Annotated in this window: 21 protein-coding genes; 10 read left to right on the top strand and 11 right to left on the bottom strand. The window is 39.4% G+C overall.

Annotation, left to right across the window (positions count from 1 at the left end; genetic code table 11):
- Positions 1 to 34: 34 nt before the first annotated feature.
- Genes PSR9079_RS05120 through PSR9079_RS05100 form a run of 5 tightly spaced genes read right to left on the bottom strand, consistent with a single transcriptional unit; the run spans position 35 to position 5,803 of the window.
- Complete coding sequence (locus PSR9079_RS05120; protein WP_149980663.1) at positions 35 to 1,171, bottom strand: glycosyltransferase; 1,137 nt, start codon at positions 1,169 to 1,171, stop codon at positions 35 to 37.
- Positions 1,172 to 1,175: 4 nt separating this feature from the next.
- Positions 1,176 to 1,880 (bottom strand): acyltransferase, encoded by a 705-nt coding sequence (locus PSR9079_RS05115; protein ID WP_149980662.1) that lies wholly within the window; start codon positions 1,878 to 1,880, stop codon positions 1,176 to 1,178.
- 4 nt (positions 1,881 to 1,884) lie between these two features.
- Positions 1,885 to 3,237: an O-antigen ligase family protein gene (locus tag PSR9079_RS05110; protein WP_149980661.1), complete on the bottom strand. Its 1,353-nt coding sequence runs from the start codon at positions 3,235 to 3,237 to the stop codon at positions 1,885 to 1,887.
- Entirely contained in the window at positions 3,230 to 4,642 is a 1,413-nt protein-coding gene (locus PSR9079_RS05105) for a lipopolysaccharide biosynthesis protein (RefSeq protein ID WP_149980660.1), read from the bottom strand. The genes PSR9079_RS05110 and PSR9079_RS05105 overlap by 8 nt, the downstream gene beginning before the upstream one ends.
- 9 nt (positions 4,643 to 4,651) lie before the next feature.
- Positions 4,652 to 5,803, bottom strand: a complete 1,152-nt coding sequence (locus tag PSR9079_RS05100; protein WP_149980659.1) for a glycosyltransferase — start codon at positions 5,801 to 5,803, stop codon at positions 4,652 to 4,654.
- A 210-nt stretch (positions 5,804 to 6,013) separates the two neighbouring features.
- Between PSR9079_RS05100 and PSR9079_RS05095 the strand changes: the two genes are divergently transcribed.
- Positions 6,014 to 6,940 (top strand): glycosyltransferase family 2 protein, encoded by a 927-nt coding sequence (locus tag PSR9079_RS05095; RefSeq protein WP_149980658.1) that lies wholly within the window; start codon positions 6,014 to 6,016, stop codon positions 6,938 to 6,940.
- An 81-nt stretch (positions 6,941 to 7,021) separates the two neighbouring features.
- On the opposite strand, the gene PSR9079_RS05090 is transcribed toward PSR9079_RS05095, so the two are convergent.
- From PSR9079_RS05090 to PSR9079_RS05080, 3 genes are all read right to left on the bottom strand, one after another.
- Positions 7,022 to 7,984, bottom strand: coding sequence for an endonuclease/exonuclease/phosphatase family protein (locus PSR9079_RS05090; RefSeq protein ID WP_246175488.1), 963 nt, complete (start codon positions 7,982 to 7,984; stop codon positions 7,022 to 7,024).
- 89 nt (positions 7,985 to 8,073) lie between these two features.
- Positions 8,074 to 8,538 carry a hypothetical protein gene (locus PSR9079_RS05085; protein ID WP_149980657.1) on the bottom strand — a complete coding sequence of 155 codons (465 nt, stop codon included), beginning with the start codon at positions 8,536 to 8,538 and terminating at the stop codon, positions 8,074 to 8,076.
- Positions 8,538 to 10,733, bottom strand: a complete 2,196-nt coding sequence (locus tag PSR9079_RS05080; RefSeq protein ID WP_149980656.1) for an LruC domain-containing protein — start codon at positions 10,731 to 10,733, stop codon at positions 8,538 to 8,540. Before PSR9079_RS05080 ends, PSR9079_RS05085 begins: the two co-directional genes overlap by 1 nt.
- A gap of 342 nt (positions 10,734 to 11,075) precedes the next feature.
- On the opposite strand from PSR9079_RS05080, the gene gmk reads away from it, so the two are divergent.
- From gmk to PSR9079_RS05055, 5 genes are all read left to right on the top strand, one after another.
- On the top strand, positions 11,076 to 11,696 hold the full coding sequence (gene gmk, locus PSR9079_RS05075) for a guanylate kinase (RefSeq protein WP_149980655.1): 621 nt from the start codon (positions 11,076 to 11,078) through the stop codon (positions 11,694 to 11,696).
- 117 nt (positions 11,697 to 11,813) lie between these two features.
- Positions 11,814 to 12,089 carry a DNA-directed RNA polymerase subunit omega gene (gene rpoZ, locus PSR9079_RS05070; protein ID WP_064667923.1) on the top strand — a complete coding sequence of 92 codons (276 nt, stop codon included), beginning with the start codon at positions 11,814 to 11,816 and terminating at the stop codon, positions 12,087 to 12,089.
- Positions 12,090 to 12,217: 128 nt separating this feature from the next.
- Positions 12,218 to 14,323, top strand: coding sequence for a bifunctional GTP diphosphokinase/guanosine-3',5'-bis pyrophosphate 3'-pyrophosphohydrolase (gene spoT / locus PSR9079_RS05065; protein ID WP_149980654.1), 2,106 nt, complete (start codon positions 12,218 to 12,220; stop codon positions 14,321 to 14,323).
- Positions 14,324 to 14,335: 12 nt separating this feature from the next.
- On the top strand, positions 14,336 to 14,728 hold the full coding sequence (locus PSR9079_RS05060; RefSeq protein ID WP_145237101.1) for a RidA family protein: 393 nt from the start codon (positions 14,336 to 14,338) through the stop codon (positions 14,726 to 14,728).
- 153 nt (positions 14,729 to 14,881) lie between these two features.
- Positions 14,882 to 16,486 carry a flagellar assembly protein A gene (locus PSR9079_RS05055; RefSeq protein WP_149980653.1) on the top strand — a complete coding sequence of 535 codons (1,605 nt, stop codon included), beginning with the start codon at positions 14,882 to 14,884 and terminating at the stop codon, positions 16,484 to 16,486.
- A 51-nt stretch (positions 16,487 to 16,537) separates the two neighbouring features.
- Here PSR9079_RS05055 and asnA read toward each other — a convergent pair whose 3' ends face one another.
- Positions 16,538 to 17,533, bottom strand: a complete 996-nt coding sequence (asnA, locus tag PSR9079_RS05050; protein ID WP_149980652.1) for an aspartate--ammonia ligase — start codon at positions 17,531 to 17,533, stop codon at positions 16,538 to 16,540.
- A gap of 198 nt (positions 17,534 to 17,731) precedes the next feature.
- Between asnA and asnC the strand changes: the two genes are divergently transcribed.
- Genes asnC through recG form a run of 3 tightly spaced genes read left to right on the top strand, consistent with a single transcriptional unit; the run spans position 17,732 to position 21,073 of the window.
- Positions 17,732 to 18,190: a transcriptional regulator AsnC gene (gene asnC / locus PSR9079_RS05045; RefSeq protein WP_145237092.1), complete on the top strand. Its 459-nt coding sequence runs from the start codon at positions 17,732 to 17,734 to the stop codon at positions 18,188 to 18,190.
- Between the two features lie 54 nt (positions 18,191 to 18,244).
- Positions 18,245 to 18,931 carry a tRNA (guanosine(18)-2'-O)-methyltransferase TrmH gene (trmH, locus tag PSR9079_RS05040; protein WP_145237089.1) on the top strand — a complete coding sequence of 229 codons (687 nt, stop codon included), beginning with the start codon at positions 18,245 to 18,247 and terminating at the stop codon, positions 18,929 to 18,931.
- A 60-nt stretch (positions 18,932 to 18,991) separates the two neighbouring features.
- Positions 18,992 to 21,073, top strand: a complete 2,082-nt coding sequence (recG, locus tag PSR9079_RS05035; RefSeq protein ID WP_149980651.1) for an ATP-dependent DNA helicase RecG — start codon at positions 18,992 to 18,994, stop codon at positions 21,071 to 21,073.
- Positions 21,074 to 21,123: 50 nt separating this feature from the next.
- Here recG and PSR9079_RS05030 read toward each other — a convergent pair whose 3' ends face one another.
- Together PSR9079_RS05030 and PSR9079_RS05025 are read right to left on the bottom strand one after the other, a co-directional pair.
- Positions 21,124 to 22,041 (bottom strand): porin, encoded by a 918-nt coding sequence (locus PSR9079_RS05030; protein WP_149980650.1) that lies wholly within the window; start codon positions 22,039 to 22,041, stop codon positions 21,124 to 21,126.
- 159 nt (positions 22,042 to 22,200) lie between these two features.
- The gene (locus PSR9079_RS05025; protein ID WP_149980649.1) at positions 22,201 to 23,076 is read right to left on the bottom strand and encodes a LysR family transcriptional regulator; all 876 of its coding nucleotides are present in this window, start codon (positions 23,074 to 23,076) and stop codon (positions 22,201 to 22,203) included.
- A gap of 91 nt (positions 23,077 to 23,167) precedes the next feature.
- On the opposite strand from PSR9079_RS05025, the gene PSR9079_RS05020 reads away from it, so the two are divergent.
- On the top strand, positions 23,168 to 23,542 hold the full coding sequence (locus tag PSR9079_RS05020; protein ID WP_145237075.1) for a MaoP family protein: 375 nt from the start codon (positions 23,168 to 23,170) through the stop codon (positions 23,540 to 23,542).
- Positions 23,543 to 23,610: the final 68 nt, after the last annotated feature.

Genomic DNA, 23,610 nt, shown 5'->3' with positions numbered 1-23,610 from the left:
TTGCACAGGGCGCGCCAAGATTACATTTTAATGCTCAATGTGGAGGATTTAGTCGCAGCAGGTCTTCGTTAACAATAAGCGCCTTTGCCTGCCAGCTGTGCGCTTTTGCTAGATTCTTTTGTACGCTGTTTAATAATGTTAATTGTGGCTGAGTTAACGAAAGCGCCTCATCGACCTTGTTAATAAAGTCATGACTAGAGTGAGCAATAAAAATATGCGGCGTATAATTACTAACTGCAGGAAAATCAGTTGCGACAATCGGTTTACCTGTCGCTAAATATTCTTTAAGTTTTAGCGGATCGCACGCTCTGATTTGCTCATTATTCACAAAAGGTAAAATCGACACATCCCAATGAGCAGAAAACGATACTAAACGGTCGTGGCTAACTGCGCCAATATGCGTAACATTTTTAAACTGCAATAGCTGTGTAACAGGGGTCACAATATCTCCGATAAGCACGAGTTGATAATGCGGCCTTGCAGCCACCAAGGCGGTTAATAACGCAATATCTAACCAAGCATTAATACTGCCGTAAAAGCCAATAATAGGTTCTTTTATAGTTTGTATTTCATCGGCTTTTTCAACGTCGCTTGTAAATAGCTCATAACTTACGCCGTGGGTCAGCATTTTTGTTTTTGTAGCGGGCATCTTTGCCAGCAATAACTCACTGATCACATAGATAAGATCTGCGCTATTAATAAGCTGCTGCTCAAAGGGGGCAACGAGTTTAGCATCAACCCCTGCCAACGCAGAAAAATCATCGCCGCAATAATAAATTAATTTATCAGTGGTTTTTTTATCAAATAAATAGTGTGCAGTTGGCACACTTAACCAATACATAATCGGCTCACTACAAGTTGAGGGTGCAAGGTAACGAGAAAAAATCCAGCGGTTAAAACATCGAATGAGTCGATTATCGTGCCAAGGTAATACAGGCAGCTTATAAACAGTCATATTGTTGGGTGTGGCTATTGCAGCAGTTTTAGACTGTCGAAATAACTGCTTTAACTTGCTGAGCATACGTTTAATGTCATGAAATTTAGCGCTTGGTTTTCGCATACCAATGGAGTTTATCCAGTGTACTTCATGCTGCTTAGCAAGCTCTGAAAATAAATGTTGAGTACTGCTTGGATGACTCGCCCAGTCTTCACCAAATACAATAAATTTCATACACTTACCCCTTAATTTTTTTAACTACTTTGGCAGGGTTTCCCGCAGCAATAGTAAAATCAGGAATATCTTTAGTAACCACACTTCCCGCACCAATTATCGCCCCCTCACCGATTGTGACACCGCCCAGTACAGTCACTCCAGTGCCCAGCCAAGCACCGCGTTTTATTATAATGTCACCAATTTGAGATTCATCATCGCTTTCAGAGTTAGCGCGGCGATCACAGTCAATTGGATGCCCAGGAAAACCGGCTAAAAAAACTCGTCCTGCCAGCCTGACATCGTCTTCAAGAATAATGGTGCGCCCTACAGAAAAAGCATTTTGCCAACCAATGTCAACATTATTGCCAATACTTAGTAGCGGCTCTCGCTCATTACTCACCCGCCCACATAAGGTGCTGATCCCTGAAATTCTCACATCGTCTTTGCATTCAATTTTTAACTTGCCAAGTATTTGCGGCATACCTGAATATAAATATAAGCGCTTTTTACTGCCCTTAATTTGGCTTTTAAATAAAGGTGTATAATAAAAAATCCGAACTAGCTCATGGCATAACTCTTTTATAAAATAATGCAAATAGTAAAGTGAAGCATGTAGCACAGGGATTACGATGATTTGCGGATTGCGAAGCGACTTTGCAAATTGAAACAACCATGTCGCTAATGGATTATTACTATTTTTTAGCCAAAGTTTAAGCTGTATCAACATATTGTTATTCCTTATTACTTTCTATAGTAAGCTTTTCTAGTGCAATAGTCAGAGCCAGAATAATATACAGTGGCCATGTAAAAGCTTGAGTTAAAAAAGTGCCAGCAACCATAAAGCCAATTAAACCGGCCTTTAATGCGTTAGCGTTCACCATCACTTCAGGATTAAAACTACGTTTATTAATACAATAAACCCGCGACAGACTTCGATAAATACTGGCTATCACGAGTAAAAAAATACAAAAGCCAACAAAGCCAGTTTCACCTAACACCTGAAACCATGTGCTATGTACTGCATGATTCTTGCCATCCCAATGAGGACTGTAAAAATAGTAATTTACAAAAAAATTATTAACTCCAACGCCAGTTAATGGATTAGACAACGCCATATTGATTGCAGCCTGCCAAGCATAGATCCTACCCATTGCTGATTCATCGACACCTCCTTCTGCCGCACCACCACTTTGTCGGTCAGAAATACCAGCAAAAATCATCATGGCAAGCATAGCGACACCACCGCACATAGCCACTACGAAGGGATTTTTGACTTTTTTATATAAAAAGAAACTTAAAATAGCGGCTATTCCTAATAAACCACCACGACTTTGAGTGGCAATAACACCGGAAATAGCCAAAATCAAACCAACTCCGGCAAAAGTACGTCGATACTTATTACTATTTGTATCAAAAAGTTCAGCTGCTAAAAATGAAACAGGAAACATCAACACCAAAGATAAATCATTGGGATCACCTAATTGCGAGCGATATTCCCGTGAAATAGTCACTCTAGTTCCTTCAACTAACCCCACACCGTTTATTTTGTTATTCAACGCCACTAAAGCGATAGTGACACCTGAGATCATAATACCCAGCCTAACGTAACTAAAATGCGAAAACCGCGTTAACCACCAGCTAATAGCAAATACCATAATAAATACTTTAACCAACACACCAGACCAATACTCAATAGCAACGCCTCTATTTGAAGCTGAAAATACGCATACAGTGAGCCAGGCGAACCAAATTACAAAAATAAGATGCGTAGAGCTCCAATGTGGTTTTAAAGTTTTAGATACAAATAAATGCCATGCAATGGCCAGTAAAGATGCTAAAGCAAGTAATTTAGGAATTTTAAGCGGCATTAGAAAAACAAACGCCTCGTGGATTCTAAAATAGCTAAACAAAATAAATAATATAATAAACACGGTGCTAATACGTATCGCCAAAAAACCCGCAAACGGTAATAGCAACAAGGCAAAAGCGGCTATGGGGCCAAATAGCGAATACAAACCTAAAATGAGCACAGTAATCACCAAGCCATTTATTAAGTGGCAATGCGCTTTATACCAATTAACCATGTGCTTTCCTTGTTACATACTGATTCAGTATTGCCATTATTCTGTTTTGATACTTATTAAATAAAACGCCTACTAGGCAAACTAAAGCCGCGATTTGCCAAATTACATAATGAGTAATTTCACTTACGCCCAGGGCAAAAACACTAATAAAACAGAGCCAGCTAGGTACTAATCGCTGAATACTAAATGCCAGATTTTCGAGCTTTTGGCTAACAACAACAAACAACACTGTTTTAAGAGTTTGTGCAAATACTAAGCTGACCACTGCGCCAAGCACTCCCCATTTAGGCACTAAAATACCCAATGCTATTAGTACGCAAGCTGCACTAACAGCATTAATAATAGTGACAAATAGTGCGTTAAAATGAATATAACAACCAATATTGAGTAGATCGCTGTGATGCCTAAGTACAACAATAAATATTAAACTGGGTAAAAGCCAAGAATTTAGTAAGTAACCTTGTGGTAAAACCAAGATAAATAAATGAGGCGCAACAATAAGCATTACTGCACACAACGCAATTGCGATTTCTAAACTTAGCTCACATAAAGAAACATAACGAGTGCGACAAGAAGTTAATTCATTAAAACGACGAGAAAACCACCACATTCTGATCGGTTCAAAGGTAAACGAAGTCATAACTGCAAATTGCATTGCCACATAATATTGGGCAAGCTTTTCTTTTCCGACACTGGCTGCAATAAACCAGTTTTCAGCGCCATTATTTGCATATACAAACAGCGATGAAGCAATAATACTTAATAAAAACAAACTATTTTTATAACTTATATTCCAAGGAACATAGTTAAAACTAATCGTAATTGTGCGGCCAATGACGCATAACGAAATCATCAGCACAATAAAGCTCGACACAGCACCCGACACCATAACCCCCGTTACTCCATAGCCTAAGTAAAGTAATATAATGGTGAGTAGCGTTTGCCCCACTCCTTGTAAAATAGCTAAAAAGCAGAACTGCTTAGCCATTTCGTAATATCTTAAAAAGCAAAACACAATGGATAGCACAGCAGAAAATGCTAAATTAACTGCTAATAACTGCAGATCAAGTTTATTAATGGAGATGGGTAATAACACACTAAATGAGCTGGTAAATAACACCATAATAACAACAAACAACGCACTCAAAACACTACATAAAATAATCGCGTCTCTAAACAAGGCTTGTTTATAAACCGCATTTTTCATTTGTTGCTTGAACAATAATTCGGGTAACCCTAAACACAACAACAAAGACATAACAGCGGAAATAGAAACTAAAAAGTTTAGCTCACCAAATTGAGCTTGGCTTAAAAGACGAGTAGATATAGGCAACAAAGCAAAGCCAAGTCCCTTAAGTAACAAGGTTGATAGTCCAAAATAGGCGATTTGCTTTAATCCGTTCATCTTTATTCCTTAAGAGTTTTGCACCCAAGATGACAATTTTTTAGCTTGTGAGCTGGCGTTAAACTTATTTGCAACTAAGCGTTTGGCATTAATTCCTTTGGCGTATCTCTCATAGGGATTTAATTCACAAAACTCCGTTAAAATTTTCTCCAACCCTGAAATACTCGACGGCTCACACTTAAAACCCACCGAGTCATTAACAATTTCTTTGGCTCCCATTAATTGAGTTGTGAGCACTGGAATACCACTAGCCATAGCCTCTTTTAAAACCACCGGACCAGTATCTCTATCTCCGTTACTTGAAATGCAAAATGGCGCAACTAACGCAGAGTAATTACTGGTGTTTTTTGATAGCCACAGTGGCGTTTGTTTGCCTAAAAATCTAACTTCTTTTTCAATGCCTAACTTTTCACATAAAAACTTTAGGTCGTTCATCAAAGGGCCTTCACCAACAACATCTAAAAATATTGAGTATTTTTTATTTAATTTTTTTATTGCGGGTAGTAAAAATTGTAGTCCCTTTTTTTCAACTAAACGGCCAATAAATAATAGTTTCACAGACTCATTAAGTCGGTTAGGCGTTGCGTTAAATAAACTTAGATCAACTCCACAATGCAGCAACTCAACTTTACCCGCTTTGTATTTACCTAACTTTTCAGCCATATCTTTGCACACGGCCACGGAGAAATTACACAATGAGAGTTTCAGCCTAAGATCAGTATCATTAACGTATACGTCATGCCCGTGGCCAATCGAGGAGATACTAATGCCTGCAATTTTGCTGGCTATAATTGAGTACGCCAGAGGCGCATGCATAAAGTGGCAGTGTATGTGGGAAATACCATGTTGTTTGATTATGTCAGCAATATTTAATCCGTAGCCAAGCAGTGAAGTGACCGAGATTGAGGTAAACCTTGTTGCTGTTAATGCCGCTTTAAATGCTGCCAGCGGTTTTTTCATGGCAAACTTGGCCGCATATAACAACGATTTTTCAATAGTAATGACGTTTACACTGCTATCAAGATTGGTACAACTATTTAAATTTGCAAAGGTGATAACACTGACCTTGTGCCCAGCTCTTACTAATGCGTTTATCTCAGTTACCACAAAGGTTTCTGAGGGGATATGGAAACTCGGTACCACAATGCCAATATGTTTCATGCTCAACACTCCAAATATAACTTATGGTTATTTCGCAAGAAGCATGCCCAGTTAAAACACACCAAAAACATGATTAAAAAGTCAATTTGCGAACATCTGTTGCAAAATGCAAAGCATTAGACAAAAACCCCCTCGCAAACCTATTAAAATAATTGGCGCTGAACTTGCGTAGTACTTAGTTAGTTAATTTATAAAACTAGGATGCGGATCATGAGTATAGAAATAAGCGTTATTATCCCTAACTACAATTGTAAGCAATATTTAGCCAAGGCCATTAGTAGTGTTGTTAAACAAAAAAACGTGAATTTAGAAATTATTGTGGTTGATGATGGTTCAACAGATGGGAGTGTTGAGTGGTTAAAAACCGCCCAAATAACAATTCCCCAGTTAATTGTTATAGAGCAAGAAAACACTGGCGTTGTCAATGTAAGAAATCGCGCTATTGCCTCAGCAAAAGGTGATTACATTGCTTTTTTAGACGCTGATGATTACTGGAGTGATGATAAGTTATACGAACAATTAAGCTATATGAAAGAGCACTCAGAGTGCGTTTTAAGTTTCACAAACTATATGCATATTAACGAAGAATATGAACCCATTGTCGATTGTTTTTCTTTTTGGCCTGAATTTTCAAAATTTGTTGATAAAAATAATATGGGTTATCAAAATTTAAAATGCCCAATGGATTTACTGATTTTTGCTAATGTAATTGGCACATCTTCGGTTGTAGTTAAGCGTTCAGCGATTAATTATATTGGCCGATTTGATAACCAATTAAATAGCGCTAGCGACTGGGATTGCTGGTTAAAACTTGCAAGGATCGGTGATGTTGCGTTTTCACCGCGTATCGCAATGGATTACTTGATGAGAGCGGGTTCTATTACTGCAAACCGTAAAAATAGACTCAATGCAATGAAAGAAATTGTCTCGCGTTGTAAACATGATGCTGGCGTTATGGCGAAAATAAAAGCACAAGCACGCATTTTAGAATGCTATGGTGAGTACTATCGAGAAATAGGTTCTAAATTTAAAGCCCTATCGATTGCAACTGCTGCATTCACACTTTTTCCACATAAGCGAAACCTACGTCATTTACTACATGACTTAAAAATGACCTTTGCCATTACAGTAAAATAAATCCGCATTGGTTTATTTAATCAAATAGCATGTAGTTAATCCTGCATGCTATTTTTATTAACTAACTAAGCTGAACTTTGGTTAATCATGAAGGCTCAAACTATAACTAAGCATCTTATGATCACTTCCTGCAAAATTACTCACTATTAAGCTGTTTAACGTAAATTGCTCGTCAAAAACACAGTGATCTATGGGTAACCCGGTTAGCAGTGTCGGCTTAATATTTAAGGGCATAAAACTACTATAAGGAATTGCTCCATAACAACTTTGTGTACTTTGCCAACTAAAATAACGTGACCAAGGGACAATATTTAAATCACCTGCAATTAGCCATGGTGTTTGCTCTTGTATTGTTGCTGCATGCAGCGCCGCGAGTAAAATATTTCTATTTTCCCAGTGCTGCTTGGTTCTTGGTGATGGTGGGTGTGCAATATACGTAGTGATAACTTCATTATTAAATAACAAGCGCAGTTTAATGTAACCTAACCTATCCCCTTGAAGTTTTACTTGTTGTCTATAAATTATAGGTAAACGCGAAATAACAACGATGCCGTAAGGGATCCCCTCTACTTCACGATAACCAAATAAACTAGCCTTGGTTAAAAAACGAGAGAGCAAATGCCGATTTAAATCACTAAACTCTTGCAGAATTAATACATCCCAAGATTGTTTTTGTAAGCGAACTAAGTGCGATTCAATAAACGGGTTACTATAATTTAAGTTTATTTGTTTTATCGAAATCGCATTTTTGGTTTGCTCACTTGGTAACGAATGCAATGGTAATAATGAACTCAAACTTATCAAGCATATAATTGATAGCGACCCACCTAAATATGTTGCTTTTATAATTAAAAGCAACATGGCAAAGCATAAGGCAATAACTAGTAATGGCATACGCAATGATACTAAAAGATCAGCGTAATAATATTGCGAAGGATTATAGGCAATCGCAATTAGCATAAACGCAGCTGCTGCGACAAAAAATTTTACTAGCCTCTTTTTTTGCAAAAGATCGCCATTGTTATCATTAAGAAACTTCAACATAAATCACTACCCTAACTAGTATAAAGAATATACCTAGGTGTATTCTTTAGCTTGATCACTTTACCGTTACTGCTTACCTTTGACTTTTACTACCTCATTTCAAACATCTGATGTTCTACTTGTGTATCAAACTGCCATGCGAATGAAAGGGGTTGAGTGCTGGTATCGTAAAACCAAATTTCTGCAATCAGCTCGATATCTTGTCTACTCATTGCAAGCGTAGTTTTTATAGATCCTTGCGATAAAGGAGCTCTAACTAAGCAGTTTCCATAATCAGCACGTAGGCTATTGGCCTTTTTTTGGCAAATATTTAAGTAAGCTCTTACGTCACCTATAGAGAGATCTACATCAATCTTTAGTTTAAATTTCGTTGATAAATCAAAACGATCATCTATCACTAAACTGGCCATTCCGGCTGAGTCGATGGTGATAGGAACGACACTCGATGGTAGTGATTCAACAGCTGCAGGTACTGCCGCAGTACTTTCGCTTTCACCACCACCACACGCAACTAAAAATGATGATAAGCATAAAATAACGGTTAATTTTTTCATTACTGTTCTCCTCTAACTGCCACATTATTGCTGTTGTAGCGATTGAACCATTGTGGATTTTGCTTTCCTGACGACTGAGCAAAATTAGCAAAGCTATCGTAGGCATCGGTTATATCTACACCTTCAAGTGGATGTAACCATTGCACTCCTACTTCAATCGCCCATGGTAGGCCGTTTTCAGTTAAGAAAAACAAACCACTTTCTTGCTGGCTCACATCATCTGCACCACTGAGATCAAACAAAGTCGCGTCAAATACTTCTGTGGGCGCTTGATTTTTCATGTGTACTTCCCAGCTGCGCGCATTTTTACCAACTAAAAAATCGCCGTGATAAAAGCCCTCTGTAGCAAAAATAAAAGGGTCTAATAATGTTCCGGGGGATAATATTTTCGCTTTAGGGACTTTTAATGGGATAGTCATACTAAAAGTTACTTTGCTGTTGACGTCGCAATTACTTTCCGTTCTAAAATACTCGCACCCTGATTGCTTATTCACATGCAGCCAAGTGTCTTGCATAAAAATTAAAATAGCCTGCTCTGTGTTTGCTTCCAAAAATGAGCCTGTTTGTAGTTCGCCATTAATCACAAACCGAATATTATCGGCATCGACTTCTCTACTTAAAATTGAGTAAGTTGTATTATTTACCGTCTCTTTAAGGCTTACCGCAAAGCCATTATGATAGGTTGCTCCTACACCAATTAACTGGCCATCAATTTTATAACCAACAACATTAGTGCCCTCAATGAGCTGAGTAGTACGGTAATTTACGACCACGTCATTAAAGTCATAATCACCTGCAAACGGCCATTTATCTTCATAAGCAAGTGTCACCCAATCGTTTTCTCCTGGGTATACAGCACTAACAAATGTTGTTATTTCATAATCTTCCACCTCACCACCTAAAACACCGCCAGTGGCAGTAATAAGCGAAGCTTCCGAGCCATCAGTTACCCTAAAACGAGCCCATGTCTGCCCAGCTTTAACATTACTAGGTACATTAATTAAAATACTGTTATCGCCTTGATTAAGTTGATATTTAGTTATTATGCGCTCACTTTCACTAAAGCCGCCATTTTGATCCCAATCAAACCATGCATATAAAAAGCTACTCGCAGAGGCGTTTACAATAATTTGGCTATCTTGACCCGCCGATATTGCCGTCACAAAGCTCACCCCATCATCTGATGCATCAACTGGGTTGTTGATTAAGTCGGCATCAGTATTGATATTTTCACCATCGACTGTATCGCCTAAATAAATCAGGTTACTGCCAGTGCTGTTAGGATCGAATAAATGCCTGGCTCCGCTTTGCTCTAAACTGGTGTTATAAGGTAGAGGAGCATCACCAAAATCAATCGAACTATCTGTTACCTCAACTTCGGCAATAGCACAACGAGCCCCATCGTTCTGACTTGACTTAGGGCCCGATGTAAACACATTCGCAACAGGCGTATAACCAACAACAGGACTAATACTTAAATCAACTTTGTGAATTTTTCCGCTTTTATTATTACTAAAATAAAACTGACCATTGATATCAAAATAGGCAGCACCAAATGCGCCCGTATCATCACCAATATCAACTTGAGTAATAAACTTGGTAGTATTTTCTGCAACGTTAATTTCATGCAAATCACCATTTGATTCAACTGCGTATAACAGATTACTTTGCGGATGAAATGCAAAATCAAATATACCTAAGTTCCATGTGTCGGTTGCAGGTAGTAGCCGAGCAGTTATGGGGGCATCTAGATCACCCTCTAGATTGATTTCATATAAACCAAAATTGGGAGTATATACATAATACATCGCACTTTGATTTGCTTGCTCACCAGTCACTTGAATATCACCTACATAAAAATTAGTATCGGGTAGGCCAGTAACATTTAACCGCTTCATTTCGTAGTTGCTACCAATTTGCACCACGCTTTTAGGCGATTGTCGGCTAAAACCGTATAAGTATTGGTCTTTGTAATTAAAACCGACGGCATTCACACTTTCATTATTTGCCTCGCTAGCAAACGTCAAAGCCGATGATAAAATCGTAGGTTTAGCCGATACTAAATCTATACCGTAAAGCTGTGCCTTTGCATCCTGCATCAAAAATGCCTGACTAGGGCAATTATCGAATGGCTGGCTAAATACAGCACAAGGAAGTGAAACTAAACACGCTATGGCTAAATGGGTTAATCTCATTAGTAAGCCCTCAATCATTAAGTAACTGTACCAATGCAGGCATCATTCCAAAAAATAAAACATTGAAATAAAACAAAATAAAATAAAGTTGAAGATGAAAGATGCAACTTGCAACGACCATTTTTGCATTATGCAACTAAGTACAAATAATCGTTAAAATGCGGGAGTTTTTTAAACAGTCATCATTGCCGTAACAAAAATACGGTTATTAATACGTTAAAATTTAATCACCTCACTAGGATACTTTCGGCAGTTGAGTAAACTTCACTAAATAAAGTACAATACCAAAATTAAGGCGGAGCTTATTAGCAGCTCTAGTCGGTTTATTTTAGGTAAAAACCCATGGCACACTCTTGCGGAAACTTATTTATTTTATCGGCACCATCTGGTGCGGGTAAATCCAGCTTAATCAATGCATTGTTAACTAAGTATAATGATATGAAAGTATCTGTATCGCATACTACTCGCTCGCCTCGTCCGGGCGAAGCAAATGGCGTGCATTACCACTTTGTAAATGTTGATGAATTCAAATCATTAATTGAAAAGAATGATTTTTTTGAATGGGCGCAAGTGTTCGATAATTACTACGGTACATCAAAGCAAGCAATTGAAGAGCAGCTTGCAGCAGGTATTGATGTATTTTTAGATATTGATTGGCAAGGTGCACGTCAAGTTCGTGATCTGGTCGCTGATGTTGAAACCATTTTTATCCTACCACCGTCAAAAGTTGAGCTTGAAGCGCGCTTAAATAATCGCGGCCAAGATTCACAAGAAATCATTGCTGGTCGCATGGCAAAAGCACAATCTGAAACGTCTCATTACAATGAATATGACTATGTCGTGGTTAACGATGATTTTGCAACTGCGCTGAAGGAAATTGAGACGATCGTATTGGCAAAACGCTTATCGCTACAAAGCCAAGCTATTCGCCATCAAGATTTACTCGTAGACTTACTGCGTTAAATCCTAATTTGGGTTCAGTAAGTATTTTATTTGTTTAAATTAACCACAAGCTATTGGCGAATCTGACTCGGTGCAGTAAACTACGTCTTTGCTTAAAAATTTATTTGGAGTGCTAAGATGGCTCGCGTAACTGTTGAAGATGCAGTAGATGCAATTGGTAATCGTTTTGATTTAATTTTAGTTGCGGCCCGTCGTGCCCGTCAAATCGCGGTCGGTGGTAAAAAGCCACTGGTTGATCCTGAAAACGATAAACCAACGGTTGTTGCTTTACGTGAAATTGAACTTGGTTTAGTAGATAGCTCATCAATGGATCTTATTGATCGTGAAGAGCAACAACATCAAGAGGCGGCTGAAATGGCTGCAGTTGCAGCTATTGTAGGCGGCAACCAATAATCTGACTTCCTTGTCTGATTTAGCCAACGGTATAGTATTTCTATTCTAGCCGTTGGCAATCCCTTCTTTTCATCGTATATTCTTAACATACCGTTACCTATTTGCTTCACGAGAACATTGGAGTGTGAATGTATCTTTTTGAAGGTCTAAAAAAGAAAATATCAGAATACTTACCTGCTGCTGATGTAGAGCTGGTACAAAAAGCCTATGTGGTAGCCCGAGAGGCCCATGAGGGTCAAACTCGCTCAAGTGGCGAACCTTACATTACTCACCCTGTTGAAGTAAGCCAAATTCTGGCTGGTATGCATTTAGATCACGAAACGTTAATGGCTGCATTAATGCATGATGTGATTGAAGACACCGACTTTAGCCAACAAGATTTAGCCGAAATTTTTGGTGAGACAGTCGCAGAATTAGTTGAGGGCGTAAGCAAACTTGATAAGCTCAGCTTTAAAGATAAAAAAGAATTCCAAGCTGAAAACTATCGAAAAATGATTATGGCAATGACACAAGATATTCGTGTTATTTTAATCAAACTTGCTGATCGTACTCATAATATGCGCACTCTTGGAGCATTACGTCCTGACAAACGTCGACGTATTGCCCGCGAAACGTTAGAGATTTATGCGCCGATTGCTAATCGTTTAGGTATTCACGATATTAAAAATGAGTTAGAGGATTTAGGTTTTCAAGCCCTCTACCCGATGCGTCATCGCGCTTTAAAGTCAGAAGTTGCCAAAGCGCGCGGCAATCGCAAAGAAGTCATTTCAAATATCCAAACCGAGATAACAGCACGCCTTGAAGAAGCTGGCATTACAGCCACTGTTTCTGGGCGCGAAAAACATTTATATAGTATTTATAAAAAAATGCTTAATAAAGAGTTACTGTTTAATGAAGTCATGGATATCTACGCATTTAGAATTGCAGTTGATTCAATGGATATCTGCTATCGGGTACTTGGCGTTGCCCATAATTTATATAAACCAATCGAAACTCGCTTTAAAGATTATATAGCAGTACCTAAAACTAATGGTTATCAATCGTTGCATACCTCATTAGTTGGTCCTCATGGGATCCCTGTTGAGATCCAGATCCGTACTCACGATATGGATCACATGGCAGATAAAGGAGTTGCTGCTCATTGGATGTATAAAAAATCCGGTGATAACGCAGGCCACACTGCACAACAACGTGCACGTCAGTGGATGCAAAGTTTGTTGGAATTACAACAAAGCGCAGGCTCATCATTTGAATTTGTTGAAAACGTTAAAACAGAGCTATTCCCAGAAGAAATTTACGTGTTCACTCCTGATGGTCGCATAGTCGAGTTACCTATGGGTGCAACCGCCGTTGATTTTGCATACGCGGTCCATACCGATGTTGGTAATACCTGTGTGGGTGCACGCGTTAACCGCAAACCTCATCCGTTAAGTAAAGCATTAGATACGGGTCAAACAGTTGAAGTGATTACCAGCTCAGGTGCGCACCCTAACGCAACGTGGTTAAACTTTATTGTTACCGGTAAAGCACGTTTAGGAATTCGTAATTACCTGAGGAGCCAACATCATGAAGAAGCTTTATTACTTGGCCGTCGCTTACTCGACTCAGCTTTAGGTGAAACGAAGTTCGATGATCTGCCTGACGAAAATATTAGTCGCGTATTAGCAGAACATGAACTCAATACTGTATTAGAGCTATTAGTTGAAATTGGCTGCGGTAATTTAATGAGCATGCTGATCGCACGCCGCTTACTGCAAAATGACAATGATGATTTAGGCGATATGACTAAAAATGCTAAAGCGACCATTATTGGTACTGAAGGCATGCTAGTTAATTATTCTAAATGTTGTCGACCAGTGCCAGGGGATGCTATCACCGCACATATAAGCCAAGGTAAAGGCATCACGGTTCACCGCCAAGAATGTAAAAATATTCGTGGCTGGGAAACTGAACGCTCCAAGTACTTGGTTGTTAAATGGGATGATAATCCAGAAAAAGAATATATTGCAGCACTGCGTGTAGAAATCATAAACCACCAAGGCGCACTCGCAAAACTAACCAATGTAATTGCTACAACTCAAGCAAACATAATAGAAATAGCCACAGACGAAAAAGAAAGTAATTTATACGTGATAGATTTAGGGATCACCGTGAAAAACCGTGTCCATGTTGCTAATATCATGCGCCGCATTCGCGTAATGCCTGATGTGCAAAAAGTCTATCGTAAAAAATAATATAGGAAAATCATGAATAAAGCATTTATTTCTACGGATCTAGCACCTGCTGCCATCGGCACTTATAGCCAAGCAGTAAAAGTTGGTACAGCAGTTTACTTATCGGGTCAAATTCCATTAGTTCCCGCAACGATGGAAGTGATCTCTGAAGATTTCGCAGAACAAACACATCAAGTATTTAAAAATATTAGTGCGGTATGTGAAGAAGCCGGTGGCAACATCCAAGACTTGGTAAAAGTTAATATCTATTTAACTGATCTATCTAACTTTGCGACGGTAAATGAAGTAATGAGCCAATACTTCAAAGCACCTTATCCTGCCCGAGCAGCAATTGGCGTGCGCGCATTACCAAAAAACGTGCAAGTTGAAATTGACGGTATTATGGAATTGCCTTCAACAAATTAAGCTTACAGCAATACACCTAAGTATTTATACTTAGGTGTATTAACTCATCAGTCCCCTTTTCCTCGATCTTCTTGACAGTTATTCAAATCTCTAGCACTCTATCTTTATATAATTATAAAAACCTTTAACTTAAGTGTTGTAAAAGGATGATCCGTGTTTAAGCTTGCTCATAACGGTAATGTACTACTCGATGTTATAGAACATTCGCCGCCTAGTGCCGCTTTTGTTATTGAGGCTCTAGAAAAATCAACATTCTGTGAATGTCGCATAGACTATGATGCTATCAATGCTTTTTTTAAAGAGCCTAGTAGCGAACGTAGTTTAGTGGTTGCCAGTAAGCATGACGCCACACTAACTGTTACACTCAGTGATGATAAAATGTTAGCAACAGGCGAACTCACACTCGCACAAGGTGGCAAAGTTTTGGCCCTTGATCAAGCGAAACAGCAGCTGATCAAAGCTGGGGTTGCTCGGGGCTACAAACAAGCATTTTTAGAGCAGCTGCTACAAAAACAATTTGAATTACCCGCTGGCACTACCGTTAAAGGTATCCTCGCTAAAGGTCGCTTACCAGAAGACGGCAAATCATCAAAATTACTCCCTCAAGTATTAACTTTAAAAGAGCGTTTGCATACCCCGAAACTGCGCGAAGATGGCACTGTCGATATGCGCGACTTTGGCAAGTTAGCAAGTGTTGAACCCGGTACATTATTAGTTCGACAGCAACCCGCAACCCCTGGTAAAGAAGGTTTTACCGTAAAAGGCGATGTCCTTCCGGCAAAAGCAGGAGAAAGTAGCCCGCTAGTTGCTGGTGAGGGCAGTGAAATATCAAAAACTAATCCTCTTGAATTAATCTCAAGTATTGCGGGCGTACCAGTCGAAATTCAAAATGGTATGCGCGTTGATGATATTTTTACGATTGGCGATGTCACAGTTAAAAGCGGCCATATAAACTTTGATGGCAGCATTATTGTCACTCATAATATAGAGCCTGGCATGAAAGTAACCGCAAAAGGCGATATAACTGTGATGGGCACGGTTGAATCCGGAGAGCTGACAGCGCAAGGTAATATCACCATTAAACAAGGTGTGATTGGCCACCAGCTAGATGATAAAACGCTTTCGTGCAAAATTATTTGTAACGGTGATATTCATTTATCTCACTCCCAATATAGCTACCTTGAAGGTAATAATATTTTTATTGAGCGCCAAGCTAGCCACTGCGCAATGAAAGCGACTAAGCTTTTACAGATAGGCCAAGCAGACAATCCACAAGGGAAGTTATTTGGTGGCGAGATCCTGGATGCCGGAATGATTATCGCTGGTGAAATTGGTAATGAATCTGGCGCTAAAATGCTCATAAACATGGTTGCTTCAGGAAAGTCTGTTACTACTGAAACCGATGAATGCCTTAAAGAATTAGCTAAAACCGATGAGCAATTAGACACCCTGCAAGCAACGCTAGAAAAGGCCGATTTAGTAAAAGATTTAGATAAGAAAAAACTATTGCTCGCTAAAATTGGAGCTACTCAGCAACATTATTGCCAACAAGCAGAGCAGCTAGAAAAACGCCTAACAACGCTAGAACAAAGTCTATATGAACTACTTGATAATGCTAATTTAGCGGTCAATAAAAAATTGCATTCTGGGGTAGAAATCCACATTTTCGATAAAGTATTAAGAACAAATCGCAGCTATCCTCCTTGTAACGTAAAACTGCAAGAAGGAAAAATAGAGATTGAATTTAAAACCAGTTGATCGCAAGCAGATAGAGACTAACAGCAGATAGTCTCTATTGTCTCGTCTACGTTATAAAATACCAGCCACTTGTTGTTTTAACTCCTCCGGCCATACACTTACTTGTACTTGACCGATGTGAGGTTTTTGTAATAACAACATCGCCAATCGAGATTGACCAATGCCACCACCTATTGTCTGTGGTAATTGTTTAGCTAGTAGTTGCTTATGCCAATCAAATTCTAAACGAGCTTGGTCACCGGTAATTGCAAGCTGTGCAACTAGTGCTTCTGGTGATACGCGAATACCCATTGATGAAATTTCAAAAGCATCTTCAAGCACAGGGTTCCACAGTAAAATATCACCATTTAAGCCACTGTATTGCTCGCAGGTCTGAGTCGACCAATCATCGTAGTCAGGTGCGCGTACATCATGAATCTTACCATCGGCTAATGCCCCACCAATGCCGATCAAAAACACCGCACCATATTCTTGTGTAATCGCTTTTTCGCGCTGCTTGGCGGTAAAATCAGGGTACATTTGACGTAACTGCTCACTGTGTACAAAAGTAATATCAGCGGGTAAAAATGGTGATATAGCAAATTCATCAGCAACAAATTGCTCGGTTGCTTTTAAGCCTTTATACAAGGCTTGTACTGTTTCTTTTAACTTATCAAGAGAGCGCTCAGAACTGGCACAAATTACTTTCTCCCAATCCCACTGATCAACATAAACTGAATGGATGGGGCTTAATGACTCTTCATCCGGGCGCAACGCTTTCATATGTGTGTATAAACCTTCACCAATTGCAAAGCCGTGCTCAGCTAGTGTTTTTCGCTTCCATTTTGCCAAAGAGTGAACCACTTCAAATTGACTCGCTGGAATAGTTTTAACTTTTACCGCAACCGCATTTTCAGTGCCACTTAGGTTATCTTGGATACCATCGCCTACTCTAGCCAAAATAGGCGCTTGTACTTCAATTAACCCTAGCTGTTGTTCTAGCTGGTGTGAAAAATACTGTTTAACTTTACTAATTTGCAGCTGTTGCTGGACAAAGTGTGAACTCATAATAATTGGCCTCATTCCCAGTTATTGTTACTTGCATAAATGCATGATTGCACTATGAGCAACCATGTCGTTAAAGCAATCCTCAATCATTTTGCACTTTAATTCAATAACCAATAACAAAAACACCTTTACCATATTAATTTGATTAATTTAGTGGTATAAAAAATGATGATTCAATAATTTAAAGATGATATTTATATGGAAAATTATCAAATCGATAATCTTGATAAACAGATCCTCCACGCATTAATGGATAATGCCCGCACAGCCTATGCAGAATTAGCCAAACGGTTCGCCGTTAGCGCAGGTACAATTCATGTACGGATTGAAAAAATGAAACAAGCGGGGATCATTACAGGCACCCAAGTTAGCGTCAATGCCAAGCAGTTAGGCTACGATGTGTGTTGTTTTATTGGCATCAACCTCAATAATGCTCGAGACTACCCACAAACCTTATTGCATCTAAAGGAACTTGAAGAAGTCGTTGAGGCTTATTACACAACCGGTAACTACAGTATTTTTATTAAGGTAATGACCCGTTCAATTGATCATTTACAAGATGTATTGATCAATAAGATTCAAGCTATCGAAGCTATTCAGTCAACCGAAACGCTAATATCACTGCAAAACCCAATTAGCCGCTCAGTAATGCCTTAAGACGGTAATTCCCGTATAATAGCGGCAATTTTATGAGTTCAGACAAGGCTAAAAATGGAAAACACCCGCTATCATCGCATTAAACACGTACTAGATCGTCGTCAAACCGATTTAACCGTGTGCTTAGAAGATGTGCACAAACACCATAACTTGTCTGCAATTGTTCGCAGCGCTGATGCTGTGGGTTGCCATAATGTTCATGCAGTATGGCCACAAAACCAAAAATGGCTCACCAATAATACCTCTGGGGGCAGTAAAAATTGGATCGCAACTCACTTACATAAAGATATCGACAGCGCTGTGGCTATGATGCGCCAGCATAATCCGCAAGTACAAATACTCGCTACTAACTTATGCCCTGATGCTGTTGACTACCGTGAGATTGATTATACTCTGCCAACAGCCATTATTGTCGGCCAAGAAAAAACCGGGATCTCTCCACAAGCACTTGCCCACGCAGATAAAAACATTATTATTCCAATGCAAGGTATGGCGCAGTCTCTGAATGTGTCTGTGGCCGCTGCACTGATATTATTTGAAGCACAAAACCAACGCCTGCAAGCTGGCTTATATGAGCGCACCATGCTGGATGAGAGCATAAAACATAAGATGCTATTTGAAGGTTGCCACCCAATCATTGCACAAAAATGCAAAGAAAAATCGCAACCCTATCCAGCCCTCGATGAAAATGGTGAAATCATCGCTGATGATGAGTTTTGGCACAAATTAAAACATGCTTGATGACAAGCCTGTTCACACGTAAACTAAAAAGTATCTAAAAATGAAAGATTTGAGCGTATTGTGTCAAAGCCAACTTTAAGCCGCTACCCAATCACTGACCTCAAAGGCGTTGGTCCAAAGATGGCCGAGCGGCTAAAAAAACTCGGCATTAGCACAGTGCAAGATATGCTCTTTCATCTACCGCTTCGATATGAAGACCGCACCCGTATTTATGCTATCAGTGATTTAGCTGTGCATAGTCATGTCAGTATTGAAGCCACCATAGAAACCAGCCAAATTACCTTTGGTAAACGTAAAATGCTCGTTTGCCAAGTTAACGATGGTACTGGACGACTCACCCTGCGATTTTTTAATTTTACTGCAGCACAAAAGAATACCTTAAGTAGCGGTAAGGTGATCCGCTGTTTTGGCGAGGTACGACGTGGCAGAGTGGGTTATGAAATGACTCATCCTGAATACAGCCTCAGCGATACACCGAGCGAACAACCAACAGCGACCACACTAACGCCTGTTTACTCGACAACGGAAGGGTTAAAACAACTGTCGATCCGTGCATTAAGTGATCAGGCGATTGCATTACTTGAAAAATATCAGGTAGAAGAGTTATTGCCAGTGCAATTCCAACACGCTGGTATGGATTTAACTCAAGCACTGCTAATTTTACATCGCCCCGCTAATGATGTAGATATCACCGCATTAGAGCAAGGCCTGCACCCGGCTCAACAACGTTTAGTGTTTGAAGAGTTACTGGCGCAAAATTTGAGCTTATTAAAATTACGTCAACAAGGACAGCAAGTAAAAGCAGTTGCTCTGAACCCTATTAATCATCTGGAGCATGATTTTTTAGCGCAGCTCCCCTTTGCTCCAACCAACGCGCAAAACAAAGTCGTCGCTGAAATAAAAAACGATTTGCAGTCTCCTTATCCAATGATGCGCTTAGTACAAGGCGATGTTGGCTCAGGTAAAACCCTAGTTGCGGCACTGAGCGCCTTAACAGCTATCGCACAGGGCTATCAGGTGGCATTAATGGCACCCACCGAAATTCTGTCAGAACAACATGGCATTACTTTCGAAAATTGGTTTACGGCTTTAGGTATAACTACAGCATGGCTCGGTGGTAAAACCAAAGGAAAAGAACGCAGCGCAACGCTTGAAAAAATAGCATCAGGTGAAGCGCAAATGATTGTTGGGACTCATGCGTTATTTCAAGAACAAGTAACATTTAATAACCTAGTGCTTATTATTATTGACGAACAACACCGCTTTGGCGTCCATCAGCGCTTATCGCTACGAGAAAAAGGCCGTTTTGGTGATTGCTATCCCCATCAACTGGTTATGACAGCAACACCGATCCCACGTACACTGGCGATGACAGCTTATGCCGATTTAGAAACGTCCGTGATTGATGAGTTGCCACCAGGACGTACCCCAATTAAAACCATTGCACTACCTGATACGCGTCGTGATGAAATTATTGCTCGTGTAAAAACAGCCTGTACCGAGCAAGGTCGTCAAGTATATTGGGTATGCACCTTAATTGATGAATCGGAAGCATTGCAATGCCAAGCAGCAGAAGATAGCGCACTGCAATTAACTCATGCACTGCCAGAGTTAACTATAGGATTAGTTCATGGCCGTATGAAAGCAGCAGAAAAGCAAGCCATTATGAGCGAGTTCAAAGCTGGAAAGATTCATATATTAGTGGCGACAACGGTCATTGAAGTCGGTGTAGATGTGCCGAATGCCAGTTTGATCATCATTGAAAATCCTGAACGGCTTGGCCTTGCACAATTACATCAGTTACGTGGTCGAGTTGGTCGTGGTGCAATCGCATCCCATTGTGTGCTTTTATACCACGCACCGCTGTCTCATACTGCACAAAAACGTTTGGCTGTTCTAAGAGATAGCAATGACGGTTTTGTAATTGCTGAACGTGATTTGGAAATTCGTGGTCCAGGTGAAGTGCTCGGCACTAAACAAACAGGCTTAGCGGAATTTAAAATTGCTGACTTAACCAGAGATAAGCACACACTCAACTTAGTCAGACCTATCGCACTACAAATGCTCCGCCAGTATCCTGAACAAGTAGAACAACTAATCAATCGCTGGCTTGCGGGTAAATCAGTGTATGCACAAGCTTAATAGTAAAAAGCCTTACTGTAATAAGTAAGGCTTTTTCAACGGTCTAAAGACTAAAACTTGTATTCCATGCCAACACCTAAGTAATCTTGATCTACATTGCTGTCCATATCAAAATTAGTGTAGAAGGCAAATAACGTGGTGTTTTTGCTCAATGAGTGATCAACACCTGCAGAGATGGCAGACTTTTTATCACCCGCATCAAAATCCATTACTTGGTATTGAACTTTAAATGTATTGCTATCAAGAGTGTAAGCCGCATTAACTAAATAACCATCGGCATCACCGCTACCATCCACTTTTTCTTGGCTTTGGTACATTGCACCTAATTTAAAATCAGCTACCTTCCCTTGCACGGTAGCCCGTACAACATCATAACCATTAACTTCACTGTCGGCAGCAACTGATGCATAAACATTGCTTTTCTTCAGTCCAGCATCGCCATAAGTAAGTGCTAATGAATAACCGCTATCGCCATCACTGTCTTTTTCTGCAACGTAAGTTGCAAGCACTTTAAAGCCACTTAAATCCTTTGATGAATAAGTAACTGTATCACTAAGACGGTTTTCACCTTTAAATAAATTTTTGATATCACCTTCAAGGTTATCAAATAAATCCAACTTTCCTTGTGATTGCTTTAAAGCAGTATCATTACGGCCAATCACTAATTGACCAAATCCACCTTTTAAACCAACGTATTGATTACGTGATGTAACCGTGTCTTTTGAATCATCAGAAACATTAACTTGAAATTCGAACTTATAAATAGCTTCTAAGCCATCACTGATGTTTTCAGAACCTTTAAAACCAATTCGCGATGCATTGCTTTTAATTTCGCTGAATGACCCTTCCCCGTCATCCGAAGATTGCACAGAGACATTTGCTTTACCATACACATCAACATCAGCAAACGCAGAAAAAGATAAACCACTTAACACAGCTAGTAATAAGCTCGACTTTGCAAATTTCATATTATTTCCTCAATAAACGCAACAGACTAATTTTTAATTCGCTGCATTTTGCCTGTGGTAAATGACAGAAATATTACAACCGAAACATTTGTGACTCATATTATTCATAAAAAGGAACAACAAAAGACATCAAATCAACATAAAACTGTCATATATAGCTTACTTAGCACTAAATTCACTGCTTATTGTTGGTGTTAATTCCAGTAATAAATTAACCAACGTCTCAAGCAAGGGTTTTTGCTCATTATCTCTGTGATAAGCGACAAAAATATCCCGAGAAGTATGTTCCACATCAGACACTCGATGTAGCTCCCCTTTATCTATATGGCTTTTCGCTAAAACTTCAGGAATAAATGCACTACCTCCACATTGTAGTATCAAATCTAATGCAATGCGTCCTGTGCTGGTGCGAAAATATGGTGGAGTGTGACCAGTAAATTGCCGTGCATGCCAAAGAGAGAAGGTAGTTCCCCAGTCAACATAGACATATTGATTATCAAAAAAGTTTTCATTCGCAGCTCCTTCAAATGCACTTATAGGTATAATTGGCAAGGTGCAAATACGCTCAACTACTAATTCATCCACTTTTGGTGGATCAAATAAAATAGCTAGGTCTAAGGTGCGCTCTAATAATAACCGTGTGCTTTCTTGTTGTGCTTTAACTTCAGCCACCAGCGATACCCCTGGCATTGCAGAAACAATATTAGTGATACCAAACTGTAAAAAAGCATCCCAAATATTAGGCGTCCCTGCTAAACTCACTTGCTTATGCATATTATCCGCAAGAGCAACATCGACTTTAGCCCGTTGCATACCAGTAATAATCATTTGCGCATGGGGTAATAAGCGTTCCCCTGGTGCCGTCAATTGGATGTTATTACGTTGGCGGATAAATAAATTAACCCCTAGTCCTTGTTCTAATTGACGAATTCGAAAACTCACCGCAGACTGCGTAATGTAAAGGTTTTCAGCCGCTTTCCCAAAGTGACGAGTACGTACCACTTCGACAAAGGTTTTCAATAAATCTATATCCAATTATTTATCCTCACGATAAAAATTTTTTGTTTAATAAATTGCGCAACTTGATCCATACTCCAGCTTGAAAATAGGGTATGAGGAAACAGCCATGAGCAATGATATTTCACTACTTCGCCAAGCATTTGTAAGCCAACGTCAGTTTTATGATGATCAAAACTTTCCGCGCGGATTCGGCCGCAGCGGTAATTTTACCTTACTAGAAGCCAGTATCCTTGAACAACACGGTGTTGTTCTAAAAGGGTTATATAATAAAACCCTTGAACCACAAAATGAAATCCAAGAACAATTTTTTGCCGTTGTCTCTGGTAATCAAGAACCAACCAACGCAATTGAACGTGCGTGGATTAAATACCTAAAGCTAACGACGTGTAAAGCAAAGTTTCATACTCTGTTTGGGCGTTCTAAAATTTCAAGTCCTGCACCACAAAATCCAGACTACTATTCGGAGTCTGATAGTTTATAAAAGTAATGGTGTTATTTGCTTTTTCGTGTTTTAACAGTTACAACTTGTATAACTGAACAAACTTGGCG

The organism is Pseudoalteromonas rhizosphaerae (genome assembly GCF_902498845.1).
In the GTDB taxonomy this organism is placed as follows: domain Bacteria; phylum Pseudomonadota; class Gammaproteobacteria; order Enterobacterales; family Alteromonadaceae; genus Pseudoalteromonas; species Pseudoalteromonas rhizosphaerae.
Note: the sequence above shows the minus strand (reverse complement) of the source record. Positions and strands in the feature narration are given on the sequence as shown.

Coding starts and splice junctions, on each gene's coding strand:
- asnC (WP_145237092.1), top strand. CDS start 17,732: ATGGAAAATTATCAAATCGATAATCTTGATAAACAGATCCTCCACGCA.
- PSR9079_RS05090 (WP_246175488.1), bottom strand. CDS start 7,984: ATGTTGAAGTTTCTTAATGATAACAATGGCGATCTTTTGCAAAAAAAG.
- PSR9079_RS05080 (WP_149980656.1), bottom strand. CDS start 10,733: ATGAGATTAACCCATTTAGCCATAGCGTGTTTAGTTTCACTTCCTTGT.
- asnA (WP_149980652.1), bottom strand. CDS start 17,533: ATGAGTTCACACTTTGTCCAGCAACAGCTGCAAATTAGTAAAGTTAAA.
- trmH (WP_145237089.1), top strand. CDS start 18,245: ATGGAAAACACCCGCTATCATCGCATTAAACACGTACTAGATCGTCGT.
- PSR9079_RS05030 (WP_149980650.1), bottom strand. CDS start 22,041: ATGAAATTTGCAAAGTCGAGCTTATTACTAGCTGTGTTAAGTGGTTTA.
- PSR9079_RS05060 (WP_145237101.1), top strand. CDS start 14,336: ATGAATAAAGCATTTATTTCTACGGATCTAGCACCTGCTGCCATCGGC.
- PSR9079_RS05105 (WP_149980660.1), bottom strand. CDS start 4,642: ATGAACGGATTAAAGCAAATCGCCTATTTTGGACTATCAACCTTGTTA.
- PSR9079_RS05085 (WP_149980657.1), bottom strand. CDS start 8,538: ATGAAAAAATTAACCGTTATTTTATGCTTATCATCATTTTTAGTTGCG.
- spoT (WP_149980654.1), top strand. CDS start 12,218: ATGTATCTTTTTGAAGGTCTAAAAAAGAAAATATCAGAATACTTACCT.
- PSR9079_RS05095 (WP_149980658.1), top strand. CDS start 6,014: ATGAGTATAGAAATAAGCGTTATTATCCCTAACTACAATTGTAAGCAA.
- PSR9079_RS05115 (WP_149980662.1), bottom strand. CDS start 1,880: ATGTTGATACAGCTTAAACTTTGGCTAAAAAATAGTAATAATCCATTA.
- PSR9079_RS05020 (WP_145237075.1), top strand. CDS start 23,168: ATGAGCAATGATATTTCACTACTTCGCCAAGCATTTGTAAGCCAACGT.
- PSR9079_RS05120 (WP_149980663.1), bottom strand. CDS start 1,171: ATGAAATTTATTGTATTTGGTGAAGACTGGGCGAGTCATCCAAGCAGT.
- rpoZ (WP_064667923.1), top strand. CDS start 11,814: ATGGCTCGCGTAACTGTTGAAGATGCAGTAGATGCAATTGGTAATCGT.
- gmk (WP_149980655.1), top strand. CDS start 11,076: ATGGCACACTCTTGCGGAAACTTATTTATTTTATCGGCACCATCTGGT.
- PSR9079_RS05110 (WP_149980661.1), bottom strand. CDS start 3,237: ATGGTTAATTGGTATAAAGCGCATTGCCACTTAATAAATGGCTTGGTG.
- PSR9079_RS05100 (WP_149980659.1), bottom strand. CDS start 5,803: ATGAAACATATTGGCATTGTGGTACCGAGTTTCCATATCCCCTCAGAA.